This window comes from Catenuloplanes nepalensis, from assembly GCF_030811575.1.
Lineage (GTDB): Bacteria > Actinomycetota > Actinomycetes > Mycobacteriales > Micromonosporaceae > Catenuloplanes > Catenuloplanes nepalensis.
Map to the genome: position 1 here is coordinate 4,428,777 of NZ_JAUSRA010000001.1, position 25,083 is coordinate 4,453,859.

Here is a 25,083-nt window from a genome sequence, read left to right on the forward strand (position 1 = left end):
GAACGCCAGGAGATCGTCAGCCGAGCGAAACGGTGACGTCGTCGATGGCGCCGCCGAACGCGGTCTGCTTGGCGTTGAGGTTCTGGGCGCCGATGCGCAGCGGCAGGTTGTTACTGATGCTGACGTTCGACGGGACCGCGACCGAGCCGCGGTTCTCGCCGTCCACCCAGATGATCAGCTGGCTGGCGGTGCGCTGGCAGGTGACCGTGTGCCACTTGTTGTCCAGCACGCCGGCCGAGGACTTCGCGATGTAGCGCTTCGCGCCCTTGCCGGCGCCGGCGATCACGCAGGAGGGCAGCTTCTTCTTGCCGCCGATCTGCAACTTCCACTGGCCCTGCGCGTCCGCCACGCCCTTCTGCAGGATGTTCGACTCGCTGCCGACCGCGGTGGCGGTGGCGGCGAGCGCCAGGCCGTACTTGAACGGCTTGGTGCCCGGGTCGAGATCCGCGTCGTCGCCGCCCTCGAGGAGCACGCGCGGGCACTTGGCCGCGCCTGCGGCGCAGCGGGCCGGGAACGCGAGCGCGCGGCCGGAGCCCTTGGTGATGTAGCGGACCGCGCCGCCGTCGGCCGCACGCATCTTCAGCGGCAGGCCGCGCCCGGAGGCGTCGTTGACGGTGCTGGCGGCGCTGTCGAACGTGTACTTCGCGACGATCGTCGACGCGCCGGCCGCGGGGGCGGGCGCGGCCGGTGCGGCGGCCGCCGCGGTGGCCGGCAGCAGCGCGAGCGCGGCAGCGGCGATCAGCATGGTGGGAACCTTCATGCGGGCAGAGTAGTTTCGTCGCCTTTATCCGCAAAGCAGCCGTGCCGCGCCCAAAAGGACGATAAATCCGACACCGAGGGTACGCCGGAGGCGCGCGACGCCCCGCCGGAGCGAGCGTTGGCTCCGGCAGACCCGCACCGCAACCCCGCCCCCAACAGTGATCAGGGGGCGAGCCGGCACGACACGGCCTCGCGATCAGAACGTCCTCCATGCCGCTGGAACGGCATGGAGGACGCCCTGATCACGGGTAGGGGGCGGTGGGAGCGGGCCGGAGACGCGAAACCCCGCCGCGGCGGGGCCGGGCGGGGTTTCGGGACGGAAGGTCAGAGCACCGCGGCGTCCTCCGCGAGCATGCAGACCGCGACCAGGCGCAGCAGGTGCCACTCCGCGGTCAGCCAGTCCAGCGGCGCCACGTGTGCGCCGCCCGGGTCCGGCAGGAAGCGCCCGGCCCGGCGCGCGGCCGCCGCGATCGACCGCCCGTAGGCCGCCAGCGCGGGCGCGTCGATCGCCCGGCCGGCGTCGCGCAGCGACTCGCGGACCGCGGCCGCGTGCTGATCCACCGCGGCGAGCAGGCCGGCGTTGGCGTAGGCGGCCGTGATGCCGTCGACGCCGACCCGGGCCATGACCTCGTCCAGGAAGAGCAGGTCGGCGTTGAGCAGGAGCTCGGCGTCGAGGCCCTGGGCGGTCACCGCGGGGATGTCGTTGTTCATGCCGTGAACGTTAGGCAGTAAACACGCTGAGTGGTAGATGGGTGACTGAATGACAACCAACTGCACCCGACCCGGCTACCGATGCCGCGGAAAACAGCCAGAATGCCGACAATTCTCTAAGGTGTGGGCGGTCACCGTACCCCCGAACGGGTTGTGGGCTTGATCTTCAGGTGGGTCAGGGCACGCCGGACCAGGTCGTCGCGCGCGGCCGGGGGCAGCCCCTCCAGGCCGAAGCCGAGCAGCACCGTGTCCGGCGTGGTCACCACCGCACCCTCCTCGAAGGCCCGGGTGGTGGACTCCCAGCCGGAACCGGTCCAGCCGCCGAGACCGTCCTCGAACGAGGTGGTGGACACGGTCTCGCCGCCGACCAGGATCGTCGCGTCGTCGACGAACACGCCGAGGCCGGTGGTGGCCCAGTCGGTCATGTAGGTGATCGAGACCTCGACCTCCGACCCGGCGTACCCGGAGAGGTCCGCCGTCCACTGCTGCCAGCCGCCGGACGAGCCGGTCGCGGCGTTCCAGCGCCCGGTCGTCGCGCACCCGGCACCGTCCTTGGTGAGGTAGCGGCCCAGCGCCGGGTGCAGGTCCGTCGGGCAGCTGTCGCCGATCGCGGTGCTGGTCCGGCCGCCCGCCTCGGGCAGCGTGGTCCACTCGTCCGTGCCGGCCCGGCGCGCCTCGACGAACAGGAAGTCCCAGTTCTTCTCGATGTCGTACGAGGTGGCGAAGCGCAGCGACGCGTGCTTACCGGCGGGGACGGTCACCCGGCGGCTGAGTCGCTGGTAGGACGAGTCGTGCCGCCCGCCCCACGCGTAGCGCTCGCCGGTGACCGGGTCGAAGGGCGCGGCGCCGGGCCGGTCCCAGCCGACCGGGACGTGCGAGAGGCCGCGCGTGCCCAGGAACGCGGCCGTGTGCTTCTGAGTGTCGTCCAGCGTGCCGGTCCAGCCGCCGAACGCGCCGCCGGTCCCGGCCAGCGGGTGACGCTTCCCGCCGCCGACGTAGGTGGACACGCCCAGCCAGTACTGCAGGAAGTCGTTGGACAGCCCGATGCACGCGGCCGAGGCGGCGTCCGTGCACTCCCCCGGGCCGGTCTGGTGATAGACCGCGCCGCCGTTCAGCGACTGCGGGTAGAACGCGTGCTGCCCGCCGGCCAGCAGCCTCCCGCCCTCGTTGAGGTAGTCGCGGACCGCCAGCTCGGTCGCGGCCGCGGCGCGGGTGGTCGTGCCGTTCGGCTGTCCCCTGTCCCGCGGGATCAGGTCGTCGCCGGTCTCCCAGAGCACGGCCCTGTAGTGGGACAGCACGCCGAGGTGGTGCGGCGCGACCCGGCCGCGCGCGTCGAGGTCGTAGACGTCGGTGTCGAAGCCGGCCCGCCTCACGGACTCGGCGTGCACCTCGACGAGACGGGCCGACGTGCCGGTCTGGTCCGGGCTGGTGCCGGTGACGTCCTCGGCCGCGAGGATCAGCACGTCGCCGCCGAGGTCATCGGCCACGGTGTAGGCGAAGCGCCCGCCGGTGACGGTGGCGCCGTCCTTCTCACCGGTGAACCACACCTCGACCCGGTCGCCGGGCCGCTGGCCGGGGACGGTGCCGCGCAGCTCCGCGAAGTAGTCGTCGCCGTCCGTCCCGTAGCGCTCGCCGCCCTTCCACTCCCGGGCGGGCGCGGCCTTCGGCGTACCCCCGTTGATCCGGTATTGCAGCCGGACGTGCTTCAGCGCGCGCCGGGCGATCGTGGCGACCGGCTGGGACGTGCCGTAGGAGACGGTGAACGGGTCGGCGGTGAAGTCCGGCGTGCCGCTCGACAGCGACGGATCCTGCGCCGCGCCGGCGACCGCGAGCGCGAACGGCACGTTCTTCGTGAACTCCGCCGCGATCAGCTTCTCGTCGTCCGGGAACGCGAACTCGCTCGCGCAGTCCTCGGCCCGCCACCGATCATCGGGTACGGAGTCCGCCGCGACCTTGCAGGTGGACATCTCCGGCGTGAACCCGAGCGTGCCGTAGCGCTCGGACGCGTGCGTGTCCGTGTCGCCGTTCGTGGTGTAGAGCTCCGCGGCCAGGTCGGGGTCGTAGCCGGGCACGGCCGGGTGCGCGTCGTCACCGGCGAGCGCCTGATAGATCACGTCGTCCGGCGAGGGCGTGGCGACCTGCCAGCCGACGCCGTAGAGCAGCAGTTGCGCGGCCGAGTGGTAGTTGACGAAGAACTCGAACCCGATGCGCGCGAACAGCCCGTCCAGCGCGCGCGTCTCCGGCTCGGACTGCGCCGCGGTCCCGCGATAGGTCTCCGCGGCCGGGTCGCCGGACGAGCCCTCGTCGTCGTAGCCCCAGCGGTAGCCGAAGTTGCGGTTGAGGTCCACGCCGTCGCCGGGCGTGATCCGGCCGTCGCCGTCGTTGTCCCGCAGGTTCTTGCGCCAGAGCCGGTTGCCCTCGGTGAACGTGTGGTCGTAGCCGTCCGGGTTCGCGACCGGCAGGAACCACAGCTCGGTCGTGTCCAGCAGCCGGGTGATGTGCGGATCGGTGCCGTAGCCGGCGAGCACGTGGTGGTAGAGCCGCCGCACCATCTCCGGCGTGATCCACTCTCGGGCGTGCTGCGCTCCCGCGTAGAGCACGCTCGGCCGCCTGCCGTCCGGCACCCGGCGCGCGCCCGCGGTGACCTTCACCGCGAGGATCGGCTTGCCCCGCACGGTACGGCCGATCGTGGAGACCTTGGTCAGCTCCGGGAACCGGGCCGCGGTCGCGGTCAGCTCGTCGCGCAGGCCGCCCGGCTCGCTGTAGGAGCGGTACGCCGTCCACCCGGTCCGTGCCTGGGCGCGCAGCGCGTCGGAGGCCCGCTCGCCACGGACCGTGCGCGGCGTGAGCCGGACGCCCTGAGCGGCGAGCCGGCCGGCCTGCCGCGCGGACAGCACGGCCTCGACCTCACCGGGACCCTCGACGTCCAGGCCGGACGCGCGCATGCGGTCGGCCTGGACGGGCGTCACCGTGCCGGTGTAGACCTCCACGTGGTCGTCCGCTCGCGCCGGCCCGGCCGTGCCGAGCGTGACGGCCAGCGCGAGCACCACCGCTGCCTTCATGCGTACCCCCGTCGTCGTTCAAGAGCTTTTTTCGACCTGGCGCACCCGGGCCGAAGAGCGTTGCGATGCCGCAAGCCGCACAGGCCAGGTCGAAAATGGCTCTTCTGCTCCAACGACTGAGGGGCCGGTCAGGAAAGCGGGTTCACTCCCTTGATCGACAGGACGTACCAGGCGGTCGCGGCCAGGTGCCGGCTCGGGTAGTAGCCGGAGTCGGCGAAGCCCACGTGCAGCGGGCTGGACGTGGCCACCACGCCGGCCTTGTCCGGCAGTGGCCGGCCGCCGACGGTCTGCCCGAGGCCCAGCTCGGCCTGCGCGTCCGTGACCGGGTCGCGTTCGCGCAGCGCGTCGCGGGGCTCGCCGGCCGCGCGCAGCGCCACGGCATACTGCGCGGTGCCCTCGAACCAGACCGCGTACGGGTCCGGCCGCGGAAGCCCTTCCTCGATCGGGCGGTCCGGGTCGGCCTGCGGGCTGAGCGTGCTGATCGTGATGCCGTGGTAGCGCTGCCGGCCGGTCAGCTCGCTGTTCGGCGCGTCCGGCGTGTCGGTGACCCGCAGCCGGCGGTCGACGAAGCTCAGCGCGCCGCGGTGCTTCTCGTCGCGCAGCGCCAGCCACGGGTGGGTCTGCGCCTCCAGCGTGCGGGCGCCGTCGTCGCGGACCTCGCCGTCCGGCGAGCCGGCCGAGAAGCACTCCTCGTCGCCGACGAGAAAGGCCCGGTCGACGAAGCGCCGAGCCCGATCCCGCTCCGCCGTCCAGCCGAGCCGGGAGAACAGCGTGTAGAGGTCCGCGTTGTGCACGGTGGACTGCGCGGTGATCGGCGTGCCCTGCCGGTTCCAGCCGAGCGTGTATCCGCCGAGCGGGCCGGCCGAGCGGGCCTCGTCGCGGACCCAGACGGCCAGCGCGGTCGCGGCGTCGAGGTAGCGGCGGTCGCGGGTACGCCGGTGCAGGGCCAGCAGCGCGAGCCCGGCCCAGGCCTGGTCGCCGGTGAACGCGGCGGTGAACCGGAACGGGCCGCCCGCGTCCACGGTGCCGTCCGGGCCGGTGAAGCGGTGCGCCCAGGAGCGATCGCCGCGCCGGTACGGTGCGACCCCGTAGGCCTGACGCAGCGGGCCGGTCCCCCACTGTGGGTCGTGGGTGCGCGCGTACAGCAGGCCGTCGCCGATCGAGACGGCCCGTTTGAGGTCGCCCAGCGCGAGGTACGCGAGGATCGTGAGTGCCGCGTCGTACGTGAACGCGGTGCTCATCAGCCCGGCCTGGTCGGAGTGGGACTGGGGCAGCCGTGGCCCGTTCGTGTCGTACGCGTCCGTCATCGCGTCGAGGAACCGTTCCGCCTGCACCCAGGGCACGGCCGCGCTCGCGGTCCCGGCCGGCAACGCGGCCCCCACCAGGCCGCCCGCGGCCGCTTTGAGCAGCAGTCGCCGGCCACTGACTGTCACCATTGGAGAACCCCCGTCGCTCCGCCCGTTATGCACCTTTTACCTGAGAGTTGTTGCACGAATGGCACGCCACGCCGCCCGGCGTTGAATAGTTGCCGTCCAGCAAGTATCTTTCTGCGCGGGAGGCGATGATTCGTGCGCGAACACCGGGCTGCTCTAGCGAGCCGCCTCACGGAACGCTTCGAGGCCGCGGCGCAGCGCCGCGCGGTCGTCGGGCGTCATCCGGGCCAGCACCCTGGCCAGTCGCTCCCGTCGCCGTGCCCGCAGCTCGGCCAGGAACCGGCGGCCGGACGGCGACAGGCGCACCAGCACCTCACGCCGGTCCGAGTCGGACTGACGGCGGTCCAGCAGCCCGGACGCGACCAGGCGGTCGCTGAGCCGGCTGGCGGAGGAGAGCACCACACCGAGGCGATCGGCGAGCCCTCGCAGATTCACCCCGCCGGGCAGCGACTCCAGCGTCAGGACCGCGCGCAGCTGCGACGCGGACAGCGGGTGCGGCAGGTCGTCGTCGAACGCGGTCAGCAGCCCGTCCGCCGCCGCGTCGACGGCGGCGACGACATCCGGGTCGCGGTCGGGCGGGTCGCGGTCGGAAGCCATGGTGCAGGCAAGAATATCCTCGTTCGCTCTCGGGAGGCACGATGCACGATCGTCTGATCGGTGCCCAGCGAACGCTGATGTCGGCACCGGCCCACCAGATCGTAGAACACCTGTCGGAATACCTGACGAAGCAGTACGCGGTCGCCACGCTGGACCTGTTCCAGGTCGACTACCGGCTCAGCGAGCTGGTGCCGCTGAACGGCGGCCCGGCCGTCACCCACCCCGGCGCACCGGCCTGGCGCGCCTTCGACCACCTGACCGAGGTCGAGGACGGCACGGCGCTGTGGTTGCCGGTCGCGGTCCGCGGCGACCGGCTCGGCGTGGTCCGGATCACGCCCGCCCCGGACGAGGAGGAGCTGCGCGCGGAGCTGGCCGAGATCGCCGACCTGCTCGGGCACGCGCTGGCCGCGGCGCGCGAGGGCACCGACCGGTACGCGGTGGCCGCCCGCACGAAACGGCTCACGCTGGCGGCCGAGATGCAGTGGGGGCTGCTGCCCGGCCGGGGCCGCACCGGGTCGGCGTTCGCGATGGCCGGGCAGCTGGAGCCGGCGTACGCGGTGCGCGGCGACACGTTCGACTGGTCCGACGATCTGAACCGGCTGCAGGTCGTGGTGGTCAACGGGCACGGCGAGGGCGTGGCCGCGGCCGCGCTGTCCTGCCTGGCGATGAACGCGCTGCGCAACGCGCGCCGGGCCGGGCTGGACGTGGCGGACCAGGCCACGCTCGCTGACCAGGCGATCTACTCCTACCACCGGGGCGCGCAGCACATCGACGCGCTGATGCTGGACCTGGAGCTGAAGACCGGCGTGGTCACCGCGGTCGACGCGGGCTCGCCGCGGCTGCTGCGGCTGCGCGACGGCGAGGTCAGCCCGATCACGCTGGACGCGCAGGACCCGCTCGGCATGTTCGACGGCACCATGTACGCCCCGCAGACGTTCACGCTGGAGCCCGGCGACCGGCTGTTCGTGGTCAGCGACGGGATAGTGGACGCCACCTCGCGCGGCACCCGGTACGGCGAGAGCCTGCTGGACCGGTTCCTGGCCCGCAGCGGCGCGCTGTCCCCACTCGCCGCGGTCCGCTCGGTGATCGGCGACCTGCGCGCGTTCATCGGCGGGGAGACGATCGACGACGCGGTCGCGGTCTGCCTGGACTGGACCCCGCCCGGCCCGGGAGACGACCGAGGACGGGCATGACGGATCTGGTGCTGCGACGCAGCGACCGCCCGGACGGCGGATTGGTCGTCCACGTGGACGGCGAGATCGACGGCGCGACCGCGCCGGCGCTGGAACGTGCGCTGCTGGACGCGGTCGCGACCACCCCACGGCACCTGCTGATCGACGGCACCGACGTCTCGTTCTGCGACTCGCGCGGGCTGGCCGCGCTGCTCACGGCGTGGCGCGCGGCCGGGTCCGCGAGCGTGCCGCTGACGCTGCGCCCGAGCCCGCGCCTGCGCCGTGTCATGTCCCTCTCCGGCGTCGACACCCTGATCGACCTGAGCCCGTGATCACCGGTCGAGTGGATAGGCGCGGCGGGTGACCAGGAGGAGAAGCAGGCCGGCGGCACAGAGCGCGGCGGAGATCGGGTACGCCCAGCGGATGCCGAACGTCTGCGCGACGCCGAACAACGGGCCGGCCAGCATCGCCCCGCTCGTGTACGTGTTGGTGTACAGCGTGGTCGCCCGGCCCGGCTCGCGCGGCAGCATGTCCTGCACGTAGGAGATGCCGAGCCCGGTGACCGCCGCGATGTAGCCGGCGTTGAGGATCTGCCCGGCCAGCAGCATCCACACGTCGGTGGCCAGCCCGGCCAGCGCGTAGTAGGCGGCGCCGAGCACCGCGCCGCCGAGGATCAGGCCGCGCAGCGGCAGCCGGGTGGCGAGCGCGCCGGAGCCGAGCATCAGCGGGATCTCCAGCGCCGCGCACAGCCCGAGGATCAGCCCGGACGCGCTGGTGGCACCGGACAGGTCCTGGGTGACGAACAGCGGCAGCGCCTGGATGCCGAGCGTGAGCGGCGTCTGCAGCAACGTGAACCCGGCGAGCGTCACGGCCAGCACCCAGCCGGGCGCGTTCGGCCGCATCCGCACCGGCACGTCCGGGCCTTCGGCAGGCAGCGCGTCCGGGCCCGCGGTCGCCAGCGCGTCCGGGCCGCCGGCCGGCAGCGCGTCCGGGCCGCCGGCGTGCTGTGCGACCGTGCCCGGGACCGGGGGCGGCTCGGCCAGCCAGGCAAGCGCGACCAGCGTGGCGACCGCGAACGCGGCGGCCGCGAGCAGGTAGACGTACTCGAAGCCGCCCGCGGACTGGATCACGGCGGCGATCGGCGGGCCACCGACCCAGGCCGCGGAGTAGAGCATGCGCAGCGTGCTGATCGCCATCGCGGACCGGCCGGAGTCGGTCCGGGCGAGCGCCTGCCGCGCGTACGCGAACGACTGCGGGAACGTGGTCTGCGCGAACGCGGTGACCGTGACCGCGAGCGCGAGCAGAACCCAGAAGTCGCGCACGTACGCGGCCGCCACCATGCCCGCGACGCCGGCCACGCCGGTGGCGACCAGCAGCGCGCGCCGGATCGGGTACCGGTCGGAGAGCCGGCCGACGACCGTGGACACGGCCACGGACGCCAGCGGCGACGCGACCAGGAACAGCGTGATCTGCGCCGGACCGGCCCGGACCTCGGTGCTGAGGAACAGCGACAGCAGCGGCGAGAACACGGCGCCGGACAGCCCGCCCGCGAGGCAGATGACCCCCAGCGGTAGTAGCAGCCGCCTCAGACCGCGCCGTTCCGCAAGATCACTCGACACCGGGCCAGGTTACGCCCCGCGATCTCAGCCCACCGGAGGGTAGGGCTCCTTGGCCAGCAGGTGGGCCAGATGCGCGGTGTTGGCGGCCAGCGTCTTGGTGGCGCTGCCGGTGGTCTCCGGCTTCGGCCCGGCGTCCTTGTAGTCCACGCCGCCCATCGCCTCGCCGACCCAGTAGGTGGAACCGGCCGCGGCCGCGGTGAAGCCGACGTCGTTGAGCGCCTGCAACACCTCCGCGACGACATGGTGCGCGCCGTCCTCGTTACCGACCACGGCCACGGCCGCGACCTTGCCGAAGGTGAGCATGCGGCCCTGGTCGTCGGTCTCGGACAGCTCCGCGTCGAGGCGCTCCAGGACCATCTTGCAGACGCTGGACGGCTGGCCCATCCAGATCGGCGTCGCGATGACCAGGATCTGCGCATCCATGATCTTCGCGCGGATCGCGGGCCACTCGTCGCCGCCGCCCTCGTCCGTGGTGACGCCGAACTTCACGTCGTGGTCGACGACGCGGATCACCTCGCCGTCGACGTCGTGGTCCGCGAGCGCGGCGAGCACCTCACGGCCGAGCAGTTCCGAGCTGGACGGCTCGTCTGAGGACTTGAGCGAGCAGCCGAGCACGATCGCACGCAGCGTCATGTGAGTGTTTCCTTCCGGGACGAAGTCTTCGCCGGGTACCCGGCCGTGAACTACACAAACCAGACCCATAAGTCGGCCCATTTCCCAAATGTCGGTATATGGTGATTGAGTCGGGTGACCGAAGGGCTACCGCGGGCGAACGGCGGGGTTCGGATGGGCAGCGTTCTGGTGGTCGACGACGAAGCGGACCTACGGTTCATCCTTCGGCGGGTCCTCATGCGTGCCGGTCACGAGGTGATCGAGGCCGCCGACGGCGCCGCCGCGCTGGCCTCGGTGCACGCGTCACCGCCCGATCTGGTGGTGACCGACATGATGATGCCGGTGATGGGCGGCGTCGAACTCATCCGCCGGCTCCGGGCCGACCCGGCGACCGCGGCCATCCCGATCCTTTCGGTCAGTGGGGACTGGCGGTTGGCGATCGACGCGGACGCCGCACTCGCCAAGCCCTTCCGGACCACCGAGTTGCTCACGCTGGCCGAGAACCTGATCCGGGAAGGGCGTGTCCCGACATGACCTGGCTGTCGACCGGGGAGGCGGACCTCGACCTGATCCTCGGTGGTGGACTACGACCGGGCTCGATGGTGGTGGTGGCCGGGCCGCCCGGCTCGGGCAAGACGATCCTGGCCCAGCAGATCTGCTTCTCCAACGCCACCACCGAGCACAAGGCCGTCTACTACACGACCCTGTCCGAGCCGCACTCCAAACTGGTCGCGCACCTCCAGGGGTTCAGCTTCTTCGATCCCGAAGCGCTCGGCGCGAAGGTCGAGTACGTGCATCTGGGCAACATGCTGGGCGGCACCCGGCAGAACGACCTCGTACCACTGATCGACGAGGTGGTCCGCCGGGCGCTCGACGACGAGCCGGCCGTGATGGTGATCGACAGCACCAGGATGCTGCGCGACTTCGTCAGCCCGCACGCCCTGCGCATGGCGCTCTACGGCCTGAGCAGTCGCGTCGCGCACAGCGGGGCGGTGTTGCTGCTGCTGGGTGAGTACACGCCGGAGGACGCGCAGTCCGGCGTGGAGTTCGCCCTGGCCGACAGCATCGTGCAGCTCTCCCACAGCTTCCGCGAGCCGGTCGACCGGCGCAGTCTCCGGGTGGTGAAGATGCGGGCCGCCGCGCACCTCGGCGGCGTGCACTCGGTCCGGATCACCACCGACGGCTTCCAGGTCTATCCCCGGGTCGAGTCGCTCCTGCCGAAGAACATGCCGCCCAGGGACGGCCGGGTCCCGTCCGGCGTCCCGGGCCTGGACGCGTTGATGGGCGGTGGGATCCCGCACGGCGACGCCACCCTCGTCCTGGGGCCGGCCGGCGTGGGAAAGACCATCAGCTGCCTGAACTTCATCGCCGAGGGCCTGGCCCGGGACGAGCGCTGCCTCTACATCAGCTTTCAGGACACCGTCGACCAGCTGCTGGAGACGACGGGCAGATTCGACTGGGACTTCACGGCCCATCGGGCGGACGGCCGGTTGACGATCTGGCATGTGCCGATCGGCGACCTCGACCTCGACGTGCTGTCCTCGGTGATCCGCCACCACCTCGCAGGCGACGTGAGCACCCGGATCGCGATCGACAACCTGGCCGAGATGGTCGGCGCGGCACGGGAGACCGACCGGTTCCCCGCGTACCTGCGCAGCCTGCTCGGCGTCGCCCGGGCCGCCGGGGCCTGCCTCTGGGTCACCAGCGAGGCCAAGACCTTCGGCCCGATCGAGGAACCGCTGGCCGGGCTGATGTACCTGTTCCACAACGTGATCCCGGTCCGCTACATCGAGCATCGCCGCGAGATCGGCCGGGCCGTCAACGTCCTGAAGATGCGCAACAGCCATCACGACACCGGCCTCTACACCTGCGACATCACGGACGCGGGCCTCACCGTCGGCGACCGGCCCGAGCAGGTCACCGGGATGCTCGGCTGGGGTCCGCTGTGCGACTGCCCGGACACGGCGGACCGCACCGCGAACTGAGCCGGCGGTACGTCGCGGGGCCCGCGCCGTCGATCACCCGACCGCCGCGGCCCGGCGAGGCATGCCCGCGCCGCCGGCCAGGCCGTGCGCGGCCAGCAGCGCGTCCACGGCACGGGTGATCAACGCGACTCGCTCGGGCGGCGGCCCGGTCAGGCCGTCCCGGTACGCGATCGTGCCGGGGGTGGGCCGCAGCGGCACGACGAACGGGTGGATGCCGCGCGCGACCAGCCGCCGGGCGCCTTCGATCAGGTCCTCCGGGCGTTCGCCGAGCCCGATCAGCAGGCAGGTGGAGACGTGGTCGCGGCCGAACACGCGCACGCCGTGCTCCCACGCGGCCTCGTACTGCGCGAGCGGCACCCGCGCCTTACCGGGCAGCCAGCGCCGGCGCAGCCGGTCGTCGAGCGACTCCACGTTGAGGCCGATCGCGGTGGTGCCGGCCGCGCGCAGCAGCCCGAGCGCGGCCAGGTCGGCCGGTGGCTCGCAGGTGACCTGCACGGGCACGGCCGGGCCGATCGCGGCGCGGATCGCGCGCACGCACCGGGCCAGGTAACGCGCGCCCCGGTCCGGCCCGGCCCCGGTGCCGGTGGTGAGTGACACCTGCCGGACGCCGTCGAGCCGCACGGCCGCGTGCACGGCCTCGGCGAGTTGGTCCGGCCGCTTGACCGGCAGTGTGCCGTCCGGCACCACGCCCAGCGCCTCCTGGATCGCGCAGAACCGGCAGCGCTCCGCCTCGGCGTAGCGCACGCACGTCTGCACGACCGTGGACGTGACGAGTCCGGCCTCCGGCATGCGGGCGATCCGGTGGTACGGCGTGCCGTCGGCGGTGGTGAGGTCGTAGAAGCGGGGGCGCGGAGGCGCGGCCATCCCAGAATCTTCGGCGGTTACCCATATCCCGGGGGTTTCGGGCGCGACAAGCCTGGATGAATGCGGCCTCACGTCCACTGTGGCGCGCCTGTGAGGCCGGTCGGTCACGGCATCTCGTCGTCGCGGGGCTTGCGCACCACGTCCAGGTAGCGGCGGTGACTCGCGCCGTAGATCGCAAAGTTGAGGCGCGCCTCGTCGAGGCTCAGATCCCCGTTCGGACCGCCCTTGGCGACCTTCGAGTCCTTGTCGCTCGAACCGTCCTCTGTCCAGAAACACACCGGGCACGTACCGCCCCCGGTTCGGTACCCGCAACACGCACACCGGCTGACTACAAACTGCTCCACCCCGGTTACCTTGCCATGCCGCCACCGGCGCGGGTAGACCGGAGTTCCTCTCGCCCGGCGGCCGGCTCCCCGGCCCGTTCCGGCGCATGGGCAGAGACCTCCACGCAGGGTGATCCGGAGCCGCGAGCGGCGCGGATGGGTCCGTTCACCCCCAGTTGCACGTGACATAGGTCACAAAACGTGGGTGAGCTGTGCGTATGTGGATCTCGTCGAAAACCGGTCGAACCATCACGGCTCCCCGTCGCGTACTCATGGGCGCCTCGCTGAATCACCGACACACCGCCGCTCCTTTCCGGAAGGCGGCGGCGGAAAGAAGGAATGACGATGTTTCGAAACAGCTCGCGGCCCGCGGTATCGCGCCGCAAGGTGCTCATCGGTGCCGGCACCGCGACGGTCGGAATCGGTACGGCCGCCGTGGCCGGATTCGCCGCCGCGCAGGGAAACGGCGCCGAGCCCGACGACGCGATCGTCGTCCAGGTGGTCAATGCGCGCGAAGGACTGCTCAGCATCTTCGTCGGCGATCAGGTGATCGAGGTCAAGGACAAGGGTCTCGCGTCCGACCTGGTCAAGGCCGCCAAGAAAAAGCAGTAGCTCCCACTCCTCGCCCTTCTTCGACCCTAAGAGGTAACCAGCATGTCTTCGCACCGCGAGGCCCCCGAGATCTCGAAGGACCCGGTCGCCGACAGCACCGACCTTTACGCGTTCGTCAGCCCGGACAAGCCGGACACCGTGACGATCATCGCGAACTATCTGCCGCTGCAGGTCCCGTCCGGCGGTCCGAACTTCTTCGAGTTCGGCGACGACGTGCTCTACGAGATCCACATCGACAACAACGGTGACGCGCAGGCCGATCTCACCTACCAGTTCCGGTTCCGGACCGTCATCAACAACGACAAGACGTTCCTCTACAACACCGGGCCGATCGAGTCGCTGGACGACCCGGACTGGAACCGCCAGCAGTTCTACACGGTGACCTGCGTCGACATGCACGGCAAGGCGACGATCATCGGCAAGGACATCCCGTGCCCGCCGTGCAACATCGGCCCGTCGTCGACGCCCGACTACGCCAAGCTCGCCAAGGACGCGGTCTACAAGCTGGAGGGCGGCGCGCGGGTCTTCGCCGGGCAGCGCGCGGACGGCTTCTTCGTCGACCTCGGCGCGATCTTCGACCTGGGCACGCTGCGGCCGTTCCAGAACCTGCACGTGGCCGGCAAGAACATCTTCGACGCGCCCGGTGACGGCGTGAACACGCTCGACAAGACGAACGTGCACAGCATCGCGATCCAGGTGCCGATCACCACGCTGACCAAGGACGGCAAGAAGTACGAGTACACCGACGCCGCGGCGACGATCGGCGTGTGGACCACCGCCAGCCGCCGCCAGGTCCGGGTGCTGCACGGCGACAAGGGCGACGACCTCGACCTCGGCCCGACCGTGCAGGTCTCCCGGCTCGGCAACCCGCTGTTCAACGAGGTCATCGTGCCGATGGCGCAGAAGGACCAGTTCAACGCGCTGCCGCCGAAGGAGGACAAGCGCTTCGCCGAGTTCGTGGCCCGGCCCGAACTGGCGACGCTGCTGCCGGTGCTCTACCCGGACGTCTTCCCGAACCTGGAGAAGCTGGTCGCGGACAAGACCGACCGGGCCGACCTGCTCGCGATCCTGCTCACCGGCATCCCCGAAGGGATCATCGAGGGCTTCCAGAACTTCACCGGCGACACCCAGGCCGACCTGCTGCGCCTGAACACCGCGATCCCGCCGGCCGCGGAGCCGAACGCGTTCGGCCTGGTCGCGGGCGACGCGGCGGGCTGGCCGAACGGCCGCCGGCCCGAGGACGACGTGGTCGGCATCGCGCTGCGCGCGGTCGCGGGCGCCACGTTCCCGCTGATCGACAAGGAGTTCACGCCGGACGAGGCGACCGCGCTGCTGGAGCAGGGCATCACCGCGGAGGACGTGACCGCCGGGTTCCTCGGCCACTTCCCGTACCTCGGCCTGCCGTACGACGGCTTCAACAACCCGTCCCTCTGAGGAGTCACCATGCACACGCACACGCACCACCACTACGGCACCTCCGAGACCGGCAGCGTCATGCTGGACATCGGGCGGGACACCGGCGCGCTCGTCATCTACACCGGCCCGGAGCAGCAGGGCCTGGAGATCGAGATCAGCCCGCTGGACACGCTCACGGCGGCCCGCACGCACGTGGCCGTGCGCGAGCGCCTGATCAACCACGGCAAGCTCTACTGCGCGGTCTACCCGAGCCTGCCGGCCGGCCGCTACACGGTCTGGCGCGGCGAGTCCGAGCAGGCCGGCACGGTCACCATCGCGGCCTCCCGCGTCGCCGAGTTCTCCTGGCCCGCGAACTGAAGCCTTCGGGGCGTCCCCATGTCGTCGGGGGCGCCCCGATCACGTTCGGAAAACCGATTGCGGCGCTCGTTTAGGCTGCTGGCAAGACCTCGCGGCTGCTGAACCGTCCGATGCTGCCCCGATCCGCCGGTGCGGAGCGCTACGCCACCGCGTTCGCGAACGCGGCCAACTTCGCGATCGGCAACCGGTTCTTCCTCGCCATGATGATGCGGGCCGGACTCGCGGAGACGGCCGGTGAGGTCGGCGCCCGGCTGATCCACGACGCGCCGCACAACCTGCTCTGGCCGTCCGAGGACGGCACGGTGCTGCACCGCAAGGGCGCGACACCGGCCGGTGGCCCCACGCCGCACCGGCTGTGGGGTGAGCCGGTGATCGTGCCCGGCTCGATGGGCGCGCCCAGCTACCTGCTGCGCGGGCTCGGCTCGCCGCGCGCGCTCGGCAGCGCCTGCCACGGCGCCGGTCGCCGGGTGCCGCGCGGTGCGGCGGCCCGCGGCAGCGACGCGGAGCTGGACGCGTTCCTGCGCGACTTTCGCGTGGTCACGCCGCTCGACCACCGCGATCCGGCGGTGGCCGCGCGACGCGACATCATCGACGCGTGGCGGCGCGACCTGAAGCAGGAGGCGCCGTGGGCCTACAAGGACGTGGCTCCGGTCGTCGACAGCCTCCGGGGCGCGGAGGTCGCGTCGCCGGTGGTCGAGTTGCAGCCGTTGCTGACGGTCAAGGGCTGACCCTCGCGGGGGTACGGGCTGTGCCGCCCCGTACCCCCGCGGGACCGGTTTATCTGCCCTTGGGCTTGACCAGGGCCCAGGCCGTACGGACCGCGGTGTTCTCGGTGCCGTCGAAGCCCTCGAACGTGCTGAGCGGGCCGGGACCGTAACGGGCGAACACGTCGTCCGCGGTGCCGCCGACGCCGTCCGGGCCGACGCCGAAGAAGAACGCCGGGTCGGAACCGCCCTCGTCCATGATGTTCAGCTGGTCGTCGACGCTGGTCAGGTGCCAGTTGCCCAGGTAGTGACCGGCCTCGTGACTGATCAGGTTGCCCAGCACCCGGCCGATGAACCCGACCCGGTCACTGGCCGGCGTCAGATAGGTGTTCAGCGACACCGGGTCGCCGGCCGGGCCGCTGAGCAGGTCCAGCAGCACGATCGCGGTCTCCTCCCGGGCGAAGTTGCCCGGGTCGATCGACTGCGCGATACCGACCGTGGGAATGCCCAGCTCCTCGATCGTGCCGCCGATGATCACCCGGCTGGTGTCCGGGCTTCCCCAGGTCTCGGGCCCGTCCGCGCTGGTCACCACGCGCACGGCCAGCTCGTCCACGCGCGCGTCCCGGCGGGCCTGGTTGAGCTGCGTGTTCACGGTCCGGGTCATCACCTCGAGCAGCCGCGGCAGGTCGGCCTCGGTCAGACCCCAGGCCGGCAGGAACGCGGGCAGGCCGGTCACCGGCCGCTCACCCGGCTCCGCACCCGCGTTGAAGATCGCCGGGTCGATGGTCGCGCCGTTCGTGTCGATCAGCAGCGTCTGCTTCGTGCCCCGCGGCTCCGACTCCGCGGCCGGGCGCAGGATCACGGCGTTCGCCACGTAGGCCCCGGCGCCGCGCTCGACCACGATCCGGTGCCGGCCGGACACCTCCGCGATGTGGTCCGCGATCGCGTTGCCGCCCTTGGGCAGCGGCGACGACGGCGGCACGATCACCGACAGGTCCACGACCGAACCGAAGACCTGCGTGCCGCTCGGGTCGAAGATCTCCAGCCGGGCCGCGCCACCGGTGATGTTCAGGCCCAGCACGTCACCCTTGTCGAGGTCGACCGCGAACGAGTCCCGGTCCTCCACCGCGACCTGCACACGCAACTCGTACGGCCCCTCGGAGAACGCGCCCGGCCCGCTCGCCGGATCGTTCGGGTCGGCCGGGAGCAGGCCCGGGCTCCAGCCGCCGACCGCCACGTAATACGTACCGTCCGCGGGCAGCTCGATCGAGAACAGGCTGCTCCAGTCCGCCGGCGGCGCCTGGTCGTCGTTGCCGCCGATCAGCGTGCCGTCCGCCGCGTAGAGCACCGCCACGCTGTCCAGCACCGCGCCCGGCGTGTCCACGTCGGCCGTGACCACCTCGCCCGCGCGGCCGGTCAGCTCGTAGAAGTCGAAGTCGCCGGTGCCGGTCCCGGCCGTGCCGTGCGGGCCGTCACCGATCGTGCCGCTGGTGGTGATCGCCCGGCGCTGCGCCGCGATGCCGGTCTCCGTGGCCAGCGGGATCGCGCCGTCGTCCTCCGCCGGCGGGGCCAGCGCCTCCGCGGGCGGGGTCTCGGACGCCAGCACACCGTTGATCGTGAACGTGCCGGACTCGTGCCGCCCGGAACCGACACCGCGGATGAACTCCGGCCGGGTGTCGTTGCGGCCGCGGACCGTGGCCGGCTCGCGCTCGGTGTAGGAACCGGCGCCGCCGCCCGGCCGGGTGGTCGCCGCCTCCGCGCCGGTGGCCAGCGCGCGCTGCCAGGCCGCGACCTCCGTGGTGGTCAGCTTTCCGTCGAGGCCGAACGTCAGCCCGGACCCCGCGTCGCGGGCGCCGGGAACGCTCTTCGCGCCGATCGACACGTAGGGGTTCGCGCCGGTCGCGGCCAGGCTCTTCACCTTCGCCGGATCGGGCGCCCCGGCCAGGGCCGGTGCGGGCGCCGCGATCGTCACGGCGAGGGCCAACACGAGGAGCGGCGGTGCGGTTCTGCGCAGGGTTGTGCGTAGGGTTGTGCGTACGTTCACGACGCCTCCCATAGACGCTGGACACTGTGCTGAACGCCAGCCTAGGCATGGGTATTCGATTCACGCAGTCCCGTTCCGGCGCTATCGTGCTCGTCGTGCCGCACCCGATCCGCCTCGCCACCGCGGCCGACCTGGCGTTCCTGCCACCGATCGAGGTCGCCGCGGGTGCCGCGTTCGCGTGTATGGAAATGCACGACATCGCTGTCGACGCCCCGCCCACGCTGGACGAACTGTCCGGCTACCAGCAGAACTGCCGCGCCTGGGTGGCCGTCGCCGGCGGCGCACCCGTCGCCTACCTACTGGCCGAGCGCGTGGACGGCGGCGCGCACGTCGAGCAGGTGACCGTGCACCCGGACCACGCCGGCAATCGGACCGGCGCCGCGCTGATCGACCGGTGCGCGGAGTGGGGACGGTCCTGGGGTGCGCGGCGGACCACGCTGACCACCTTCACCGACGTGCCGTGGAACGCGCCGTACTACGCCCGGCTCGGCTTCACGGCCGTACCGCCGGAGGACCTGACGCCCGGCCTCGCGGCGATCCGCGCCGACGAGGCCGCACGCGGGCTGGACCGCTGGCCACGCGCGGTGATGAGCCGGGATTCCTAAACCGGCCCGCACCCGTTCCGATGGGGCGCACATGGCCGATCGCCCCGGGACGCCGCACGCGGTCCTCCCGTCCCCCCGGCGGCAGCCGGCATGACCGACGCACGCGCCGCCGCGCTGCACGAACGCCTCCTCGACATCGCCGGCCCGGACCCCTCCCCCGCCGAACGCGCGCTGATGGCCCGCCTGATCGAGAACTTCCTCCGCAAGGTCCCGGCCATGCTCGACGACCTGGAGACGCTGCTGGCCGGCGACGACCCGGCCGCCACCCGCACCGCCGCCCACGCGCTGCGCGGCTCCGCCTCCAACATCGGCGCGGACGGTCTGGCGCTGCTGGCCGGCGCGCTCGAGGACGAGATCCGCGCAGGCCACCCACCGGCCCCCGCCGCCATCACCGCGCTCCGCACCGAGATCGACGCCGTCCGCCCCCTGCTCACCGCGGCCGCGGACCGCCTGACCGGCTAATCGGGATGCCCTCCCCCGGATCGTCGGCCAGACTCCTGACCATGCCGCTCAACCTCAGCGACGACGACCCGGACCTGGAGAAGCGCCTCTCCGACGAACTCGACGCCATCAACGACGCGGCCGTCGCCGCCACCGATCACCGCAACCTGGCCATCCGCCTGACCGACGACGACGGCACGCTGATCGGCGGCATCACCGGCTACACCTGGGGCGGCTGCGGCGGCCTCACCTCCCTCTGGCTGTCCCCGGCCCACCGCGGCCAGGGCCACGGCACCCGCCTGCTGACCGCGGCCGAGGCCGAGATCCGCCGTCGCGGCTGCGACCGCGTCGTGGTCGCCACCATGTCCTTCCACGCACCCGGCTTCTACCTGCGCCACGGCTACCGCGAGGTCGGCCGCACCCCCGGCATGCCCGGCAACACCACCAAACACCACTTTCACAAACACCTGGCCTGAACGGGTGGCCGATCTCCCCGGTTTCTACCGGGCTGCGTGACAGCGGCGTGACCGGAGCGCTGGAGTAGCGGCGCAAGCTCCGCCGCCTCGCTCGGCGCGATTCCGCATGTGGGCGCGGCGCCGACACGACGCGTTCGCCGTCTCCGCATGTGGGCGCGGCTCTGACACGACGCGTTCGCCGTCCTAGGAGGCTGGTTCGATTGCCTGGAATCGCTTTGACTTTGCTCTGCGTCTGTGGAGCGCTCGGCCGCTCCACCGGCACCGCAACATCCACACCCCCGAACATCCACGCCCGCCGGCCAGCCGGAGGGACTGATCGAGCAAGCACCGGGCCGGCCGGCAAGGCAGCGCCCGAAGCGGCCCCCACAAGGCCGCGAGTCCGAAGACGTCCACCACAAGGCCGCAGGCCCGAAGCGGCCACCTCGAGGCCGCCGCCGCAAGCGGTCACCACGAGAACGGGAATGCCCGAATCCGCGGGCTGTGTAGCGCGGAGCGCGGTTGGGTAGAGAGCTGATACCACACGACGGGCAGCGTGGGGGCGAAAACGCCACACGCTCTATATAGGAGGCTTGCGTGCGTATCGGAGCGGTCGTCATCGTCATCTGGCTGATCATCGGCGCTCTGGCGGCGGGACAGCGTGGCTACTTCGCGAACGAGGCGGAGAACTGTGCGGAGATCTCCACCACCGCGGTCACCATCGTGGCGGGGCCGCTCAACTACGTGGGTCTCAACCCCAAGGTGAGCTGCGACGCGCCGGAGCCGTCGGAGTAACCGTAACAGCGTGACCGAAAGGGCCGGTGGACGTCGCCGGCCCTTTTGCGTGGGCGTAGGTTGGATGCGTGAATCTTCCTGAACCCGTTGCGGCGGTGGCGATGCAGACCGGTTTCGGCCTCGCCGAGCTGGTTCCGGACGCGACGGCGCAGGGCGCGTGGACGCTGCAGGTCGACGGCGTGCCGCAGTCATACGTCGACCTCGGCGATCCGAGGCGAATGAAGTTCGACTACATGCGCCGGCTGGTCACGGTGGTGGACACGGCGGCGGAGCCGGGCGTGCCGCTGCGCGTGCTGCATCTGGGCGGCGGCGCGCTGAGCCTCCCGCGCTACGTCGCGGCGACCCGGCCCGGCTCGGTGCAGACCGTCGTCGACCGGGACACGCTGCTGATGACGCTGGTCTGGGACCGGCTGCCGCTGCCGGAGGACGCCGGCGTCACGATGCTGCTCGGCGACGCGCGGGAGACGCTGGAGGAGCTGCCCGATCAGGAGTTCGACCTGATCGTCGCGGATGTCTACCAGGCGGCTCGCATGCCGCGCAGCATCGCGGGCACCGGGTTCGTGCGGGAGGCCGCGCGGATGCTGCGGCCGGACGGCCTGCTCGCGGTGAACGTGGTGGACGTGCCACCGCTGGCCCGCTCGCGGGTGATGGCGGCGACGCTCGGCGCGGTGCTGCCGGACGTGTGCGTGATCGGCGAGCACGGCATGCTGCGCGGCCGGAAGTGGGGCAACACGGTGCTGGTCGCCGCCGCGACCCCGGGCCGGATCCCGGTGGAGCGCCTGTCCACGCTCGCGGCCCGCGACCAGGAGCCGGGCCGCGCGATCGGCGGCGCCGACATGCCCGGCTTCACCGGCGGCGCGGTCCCCCTGCACGACCCGATCGTCACGTCGTAAGCGAAGCCACAACCCGCTGATCACGTCATGAGAGAAGACCTACTGACCCTTCGGCGTCAGGGTGAGAAGCGCCTCCCAGTGACGGCCGCTATCCCGAAACTTCGGGCCGCAGCGCCCGGATGACCAGCACTGCTCGCACCTCAACCCCGAAGCTCGGTAACCCGATCGTCGTAAGCGGGCAACTCGCCCTGATCGCCGCGCCGGGGTAGGACCCGCGTCGGTTCCGGAGAAGACAGATCAAATTCTTGATCTTCCCGCTTCCGGCGTGGCCGAGTTCCGAGTGCTCCCGCGGGCAAACCTCGCGGCGGCCTCCGCCGCCGCTCCGGTCGCCGCATCGGAGCCGGTGCCGTCGTGGCCGGGAACAACCACGCGATTCCCGACTGCCGGTCACGCCGAGCCACGCGCCGTCAGGCAGAGCGGCGCTTACTGATTTTCTGAGTCGAGGTGCGAGCGGCGGTGGCCGTCCGGGCGCTGCGCGCCCGAAATTTCACGCTATAGAGGTTTCGCCGTTGTGGAGCGCCGCTCACTTCGACGTCCAAGGCTTGGTATGGCCGGGCCGGGGAGTTGATCACGTGTCGCAAATCGTTGTTATCCGACGCTTTCAACAACGATTTGCGACACGTGATCGCTTTCAAGAGTCACCGTCGCCGCCTTTTGTGATGATATTTCGGACAGGGCTTCGGTGGCGGAGGGAAGTTCTGTGCTGATTGCCGAAGTGGTGGTGGCGGCGATCCGCGCGGCGGACATGACAAAGATCGAAGGCGGCCTCGGTCGTTGCGGTCATGGCTTGGAGGGTTATTCAGCGTGTAGCGCGCCGGCAGCGCTGACCTGCGACGACGCGGCGCCGGCTCAGCCCTGCCGATAAGCCTCTTGGTCGACTTTACTGAGCATTCAGAATCGAGGTCCGAGCGGCGCCGGCCATTTCGGGCGCCGCGCGCCCGAAATCTCGCGACATAAAGCTCCGTCGCCGCGGAGCGCCGCTCACCCTGACGCCGAAGGCTCAGTAGTTGAGCCGAAACGACGCTATCCGCGCCGAATAGCGTCCTCGCGGCTCAACCCGCCACTATGGATATTTCCGGCGTCAGGCACACCGTGCGGCGGTCTTCCGGGGATCCAGGCGTCTTTGAAGTCGTTAGAAGGACTTCAAAGACGCCTGGATCACGATTGGCCGGCGATCCCCGACGCTGTCGGCGTTCAGGTGAGAGCCACGGCCGCCGAGTGGCTGATCTCGGGCGCGAAGCGCCGGTCGATCGGCGCGCGGGACCCTGAGGCGGTAACGTGCGCAACGGGACATCCGGCAGCGCGGGACCCTGCAGCACCCGGCGGGACCAGGCAACGCGGTGTCCGGCAGCGCCGCTCGTCACGCCGCGGAAGTGGGCCGGAATGAGTAGCGGTTCAGCAGCTCGTCCCGGATCAGTGGCCTGGTGCCGTAGACCAGGAGCATGCCGGCCTCGCGCAGCAGTCGTTCCGGGTGGCCGCCGCGCAGGCCGGCCTTCGAGCCGGAGTGCGTGATCAGCGTGGCTGCCGCGCGGACGGCCAGTTCGGACGCGGTCGCGCGGGCGGCCGGGGTCTTCTCCGCGTCCGCGGCGAGCAGCGCGGCGCGGGCCGCCTCCAGTTCCGCGTCGAGTGAGGACGGGCCGAGCAGTGCGCAGCAGCGGCGCACCACGCCCAGCGCCAGGAATCCGTTGAGCGCGGACCCGCTCGCCTCGGTGCGGGTCCAGGACTCCAGCGGCAGCGCGTGCATCAGCCGGTCGGCCGGGACCAGGTGCTCGGTGAAGCGCAGCACCGCGGTCCGGCTCGCCCGTAGCGCGGCCAGATCCTGCACGCTGCCGGTCAGCGTGGCCGACGGGACCGCGTCGACCAGCAGGAAGACCGCGTGCCCGGCGTCGTCGCGGGCACCCACCTGGACCACGTCGATCATGTCCCAGCCGCTGACCCAGGGCACCTCGCCGTCCAGCACGTACCCGCTGTCCACCCGCCGGGCCCGCATGCCCTCGCCGCCGGGGCGCAGGCCGGCCAGCGCGACGCCGCCGCGCACGTCGCCGGCGGCCAGCCGGTGCAGCCACGTCTCGCGCAGGCCGGGCGTCTTGCTGGCGGCCGTGCCGAGCACGACGCCGTGGTGCTGCATCCAGACGAGCGTGGTGGTCAGGCAGCCGCTGGCGAGCACTTCCAGCAGGTGGGCGGCGGTGGCCATGTCCTCCATCCCGAGTCCGCCGTGCTCGGCCGGGGCCGCCACGCCGTAGAAGCCGAACCGCCGCAGCATGTCGAGGTGGGATTGCGGCACCCGTCCGGCCCGGTCCACCTCGGCCGCCGCCGGCAGGAACATCTCCTCCGCGAGTTGCTCGGCCCGGGAGCGCATGGTCGCCGCATCAGTCATGCCACCAACGTATCGAAATCAGGCGGCGATCTCCGGTACGTACGCCCGGGGGAGCGCGCGGGCGAGCGTGTCCGCCTGGTCGCGGATCTCCGGGATCGCGGTGGTCTCCCAGAGCCGGCCGCGCCGCATCGGCCCCACCACCCACAGCGGCGCCGCGGTCTCCAGGCCGAGCCCGTGCGGCCCGGCCGTCGCGAGCCCGTCCGCGAGCAGCGCCGCGGTCAGCGGGTCCGCCGCCTCCGGCAGCAGTCCGGGTCCGGCCGCGTTCACCACCTGCACGCCTTCAAGATCAAGATCCTTCGCGGGTACGCCGAGCGCCCGCACCCGCAGCACCCCGCTCGCCCGGTGCCGATCGAGTTCCGCCGCGATCGGCGCGGCCATCCGGTGCCGGTGCACGTCCCAGTGACGGGCGCAGTGCCGCAGGAACCGCGCGCGGTCCGCGTCGCTCGCGGCGGCCCAGAGCGCGTTCGCGTGCGGCCGCACCGCGTCGATCACCGGACGCCAGCCGCCCGGGTGACGCTCGGAGAGTTCCCGGATCCCCCGGACGAGTGACCGCAGCGACCGGGCACGGCTCACCAGGTCGCCGACGCGCGCGTCCTCCGGGCGTACCCGCTGATGGGCCTGGGGAAGCAACCCACGGCGGGAGACCAGCGTGATCGGTGCGGTGCGGTCGCGACGGAGCAGCGTGAGCGCCACGTCGACCGCGGTCAGCCCGGTACCGGCCACGACGACCGGCCGCGCCGGGTCGATCACGTCCAGCGCGCCCGGCGCCCACGGGTCCGGCACGACATCCGGATGCCCGGCCAGGAACGCGGGCACGGCCGGCCGCGGCGGCCCGAGCGCCAGCACCACGTCCGCGGCCCGGATCGGCAGCCCGTGCGCGAGGTGCACGACGAGCCCGCCCGGACCGCGGGTGATCCGGACCGCGCGATCGGCGCGCAGGTCGGCCCGCGTCTCGGCGAGCAGCGCGCGCAGATGGTCGCCGTAGTGCGCGCGGGCGACGAACGCGTCCGGATCGCCGGCCCGGGCCGCGAAGTCGTCGCCCATCGCGCCGGCCCGCGAGTTGAGCAGGTGCCAGGGCTCCGGCGCGCGGTAGGCGGGCCCGCCCGGCGGATACGGATCGATCATGACCAGGTCCCGGCCCGGACATCGCCGGTGCAGCGCGTGCGCGGTCAGGATGCCGCTCGCGCCGGCCCCGATGATCGCGACAGTCATGGTGGATCGCCTTCCCTCGCACGTTCCCGTCCTGCGCT

At 72.0% G+C, this 25,083-nt stretch carries 26 protein-coding genes; 13 read left to right on the forward strand and 13 right to left on the reverse strand.

Annotation, left to right across the window (positions count from 1 at the left end; genetic code table 11):
* Window positions 1–16: 16 nt before the first annotated feature.
* The 5 genes from J2S43_RS19055 to J2S43_RS19075 all read right to left on the reverse strand — a co-directional run bounded on the left by J2S43_RS19055 (window position 17) and on the right by J2S43_RS19075 (window position 6,562).
* Window positions 17–760: a LamG-like jellyroll fold domain-containing protein gene (locus J2S43_RS19055; RefSeq protein WP_306831052.1), complete on the reverse strand. Its 744-nt coding sequence runs from the start codon at window positions 758–760 to the stop codon at window positions 17–19.
* A gap of 323 nt (window positions 761–1,083) precedes the next feature.
* Complete coding sequence (locus tag J2S43_RS19060; RefSeq protein WP_306831054.1) at window positions 1,084–1,470, reverse strand: DUF6401 family natural product biosynthesis protein; 387 nt, start codon at window positions 1,468–1,470, stop codon at window positions 1,084–1,086.
* Between the two features lie 131 nt (window positions 1,471–1,601).
* Complete coding sequence (locus J2S43_RS19065) at window positions 1,602–4,532, reverse strand: M14 family metallopeptidase (protein ID WP_306831056.1); 2,931 nt, start codon at window positions 4,530–4,532, stop codon at window positions 1,602–1,604.
* Between the two features lie 128 nt (window positions 4,533–4,660).
* A complete protein-coding gene (locus J2S43_RS19070; protein ID WP_306831057.1) occupies window positions 4,661–5,968 on the reverse strand; it encodes a hypothetical protein in 1,308 nt (435 codons plus the stop codon).
* Window positions 5,969–6,121: 153 nt separating this feature from the next.
* Window positions 6,122–6,562 carry a MarR family transcriptional regulator gene (locus J2S43_RS19075; RefSeq protein WP_306831059.1) on the reverse strand — a complete coding sequence of 147 codons (441 nt, stop codon included), beginning with the start codon at window positions 6,560–6,562 and terminating at the stop codon, window positions 6,122–6,124.
* 41 nt (window positions 6,563–6,603) lie between these two features.
* Between J2S43_RS19075 and J2S43_RS19080 the strand changes: the two genes are divergently transcribed.
* Both J2S43_RS19080 and J2S43_RS19085 read left to right on the forward strand, forming a co-directional pair.
* The gene (locus J2S43_RS19080; protein WP_306831062.1) at window positions 6,604–7,755 is read left to right on the forward strand and encodes a PP2C family protein-serine/threonine phosphatase; all 1,152 of its coding nucleotides are present in this window, start codon (window positions 6,604–6,606) and stop codon (window positions 7,753–7,755) included.
* Window positions 7,752–8,066: an STAS domain-containing protein gene (locus tag J2S43_RS19085; RefSeq protein ID WP_306831064.1), complete on the forward strand. Its 315-nt coding sequence runs from the start codon at window positions 7,752–7,754 to the stop codon at window positions 8,064–8,066. The genes J2S43_RS19080 and J2S43_RS19085 overlap by 4 nt, the downstream gene beginning before the upstream one ends.
* Here the strand turns inward: J2S43_RS19085 and J2S43_RS19090 are convergent, their stop codons facing one another.
* Both J2S43_RS19090 and J2S43_RS19095 read right to left on the reverse strand, forming a co-directional pair.
* Window positions 8,067–9,353: an MFS transporter gene (locus J2S43_RS19090; protein ID WP_306831066.1), complete on the reverse strand. Its 1,287-nt coding sequence runs from the start codon at window positions 9,351–9,353 to the stop codon at window positions 8,067–8,069.
* A 24-nt stretch (window positions 9,354–9,377) separates the two neighbouring features.
* Window positions 9,378–9,986, reverse strand: a complete 609-nt coding sequence (locus tag J2S43_RS19095; RefSeq protein ID WP_306831067.1) for a flavodoxin family protein — start codon at window positions 9,984–9,986, stop codon at window positions 9,378–9,380.
* Window positions 9,987–10,139: 153 nt separating this feature from the next.
* Between J2S43_RS19095 and J2S43_RS19100 the strand changes: the two genes are divergently transcribed.
* Both J2S43_RS19100 and J2S43_RS19105 read left to right on the forward strand, forming a co-directional pair.
* Window positions 10,140–10,499, forward strand: a complete 360-nt coding sequence (locus J2S43_RS19100; protein WP_306831069.1) for a response regulator — start codon at window positions 10,140–10,142, stop codon at window positions 10,497–10,499.
* Window positions 10,496–11,950, forward strand: a complete 1,455-nt coding sequence (locus tag J2S43_RS19105; protein ID WP_306831072.1) for a DUF7125 family protein — start codon at window positions 10,496–10,498, stop codon at window positions 11,948–11,950. Before J2S43_RS19100 ends, J2S43_RS19105 begins: the two co-directional genes overlap by 4 nt.
* A 33-nt stretch (window positions 11,951–11,983) precedes the next feature.
* Here the strand turns inward: J2S43_RS19105 and J2S43_RS19110 are convergent, their stop codons facing one another.
* Complete coding sequence (locus tag J2S43_RS19110) at window positions 11,984–12,814, reverse strand: MSMEG_0568 family radical SAM protein (RefSeq protein ID WP_306831073.1); 831 nt, start codon at window positions 12,812–12,814, stop codon at window positions 11,984–11,986.
* 104 nt (window positions 12,815–12,918) lie between these two features.
* On the reverse strand, window positions 12,919–13,326 hold the full coding sequence (locus J2S43_RS19115; protein WP_306831075.1) for a CPCC family cysteine-rich protein: 408 nt from the start codon (window positions 13,324–13,326) through the stop codon (window positions 12,919–12,921).
* A gap of 198 nt (window positions 13,327–13,524) precedes the next feature.
* Between J2S43_RS19115 and J2S43_RS19120 the strand changes: the two genes are divergently transcribed.
* From J2S43_RS19120 to J2S43_RS19135, 4 genes are all read left to right on the forward strand, one after another.
* Window positions 13,525–13,749: a hypothetical protein gene (locus J2S43_RS19120; RefSeq protein WP_306831077.1), complete on the forward strand. Its 225-nt coding sequence runs from the start codon at window positions 13,525–13,527 to the stop codon at window positions 13,747–13,749.
* Between the two features lie 42 nt (window positions 13,750–13,791).
* On the forward strand, window positions 13,792–15,183 hold the full coding sequence (locus tag J2S43_RS19125) for a DUF4331 domain-containing protein (protein WP_306831079.1): 1,392 nt from the start codon (window positions 13,792–13,794) through the stop codon (window positions 15,181–15,183).
* A 9-nt stretch (window positions 15,184–15,192) separates the two neighbouring features.
* Window positions 15,193–15,522: a phospholipase gene (locus J2S43_RS19130; RefSeq protein ID WP_306831080.1), complete on the forward strand. Its 330-nt coding sequence runs from the start codon at window positions 15,193–15,195 to the stop codon at window positions 15,520–15,522.
* Window positions 15,523–15,632: 110 nt separating this feature from the next.
* The gene (locus tag J2S43_RS19135) at window positions 15,633–16,250 is read left to right on the forward strand and encodes an RtcB family protein (RefSeq protein ID WP_306831082.1); all 618 of its coding nucleotides are present in this window, start codon (window positions 15,633–15,635) and stop codon (window positions 16,248–16,250) included.
* A gap of 49 nt (window positions 16,251–16,299) precedes the next feature.
* Here the strand turns inward: J2S43_RS19135 and J2S43_RS19140 are convergent, their stop codons facing one another.
* Window positions 16,300–18,270: a PPC domain-containing protein gene (locus J2S43_RS19140; protein WP_306831083.1), complete on the reverse strand. Its 1,971-nt coding sequence runs from the start codon at window positions 18,268–18,270 to the stop codon at window positions 16,300–16,302.
* 95 nt (window positions 18,271–18,365) lie between these two features.
* Here J2S43_RS19140 and J2S43_RS19145 point away from each other — a divergent pair, with 95 nt between their 5' ends.
* From J2S43_RS19145 to J2S43_RS19165, 5 genes are all read left to right on the forward strand, one after another.
* Window positions 18,366–18,875 (forward strand): GNAT family N-acetyltransferase, encoded by a 510-nt coding sequence (locus J2S43_RS19145; RefSeq protein ID WP_306831086.1) that lies wholly within the window; start codon window positions 18,366–18,368, stop codon window positions 18,873–18,875.
* A gap of 90 nt (window positions 18,876–18,965) precedes the next feature.
* On the forward strand, window positions 18,966–19,337 hold the full coding sequence (locus tag J2S43_RS19150; RefSeq protein WP_306831088.1) for an Hpt domain-containing protein: 372 nt from the start codon (window positions 18,966–18,968) through the stop codon (window positions 19,335–19,337).
* Window positions 19,338–19,378: 41 nt separating this feature from the next.
* Window positions 19,379–19,792, forward strand: coding sequence for a GNAT family N-acetyltransferase (locus J2S43_RS19155; RefSeq protein ID WP_306831090.1), 414 nt, complete (start codon window positions 19,379–19,381; stop codon window positions 19,790–19,792).
* Window positions 19,793–20,365: 573 nt separating this feature from the next.
* Window positions 20,366–20,563 carry a hypothetical protein gene (locus J2S43_RS19160; protein WP_306831092.1) on the forward strand — a complete coding sequence of 66 codons (198 nt, stop codon included), beginning with the start codon at window positions 20,366–20,368 and terminating at the stop codon, window positions 20,561–20,563.
* Window positions 20,564–20,631: 68 nt separating this feature from the next.
* A complete protein-coding gene (locus tag J2S43_RS19165) occupies window positions 20,632–21,456 on the forward strand; it encodes a spermidine synthase (protein ID WP_306831094.1) in 825 nt (274 codons plus the stop codon).
* Window positions 21,457–22,044: 588 nt separating this feature from the next.
* Here the strand turns inward: J2S43_RS19165 and J2S43_RS19170 are convergent.
* The 3 genes from J2S43_RS19170 to J2S43_RS19180 form a co-directional block, all read right to left on the reverse strand.
* A complete protein-coding gene (locus J2S43_RS19170) occupies window positions 22,045–22,203 on the reverse strand; it encodes a hypothetical protein (protein WP_306831096.1) in 159 nt (52 codons plus the stop codon).
* Window positions 22,204–22,816: 613 nt separating this feature from the next.
* On the reverse strand, window positions 22,817–23,833 hold the full coding sequence (locus J2S43_RS19175) for an acyl-CoA dehydrogenase family protein (RefSeq protein ID WP_306831097.1): 1,017 nt from the start codon (window positions 23,831–23,833) through the stop codon (window positions 22,817–22,819).
* 18 nt (window positions 23,834–23,851) lie between these two features.
* Complete coding sequence (locus tag J2S43_RS19180; protein WP_306831099.1) at window positions 23,852–25,045, reverse strand: FAD/NAD(P)-binding protein; 1,194 nt, start codon at window positions 25,043–25,045, stop codon at window positions 23,852–23,854.
* Window positions 25,046–25,083 lie beyond the last annotated feature (38 nt).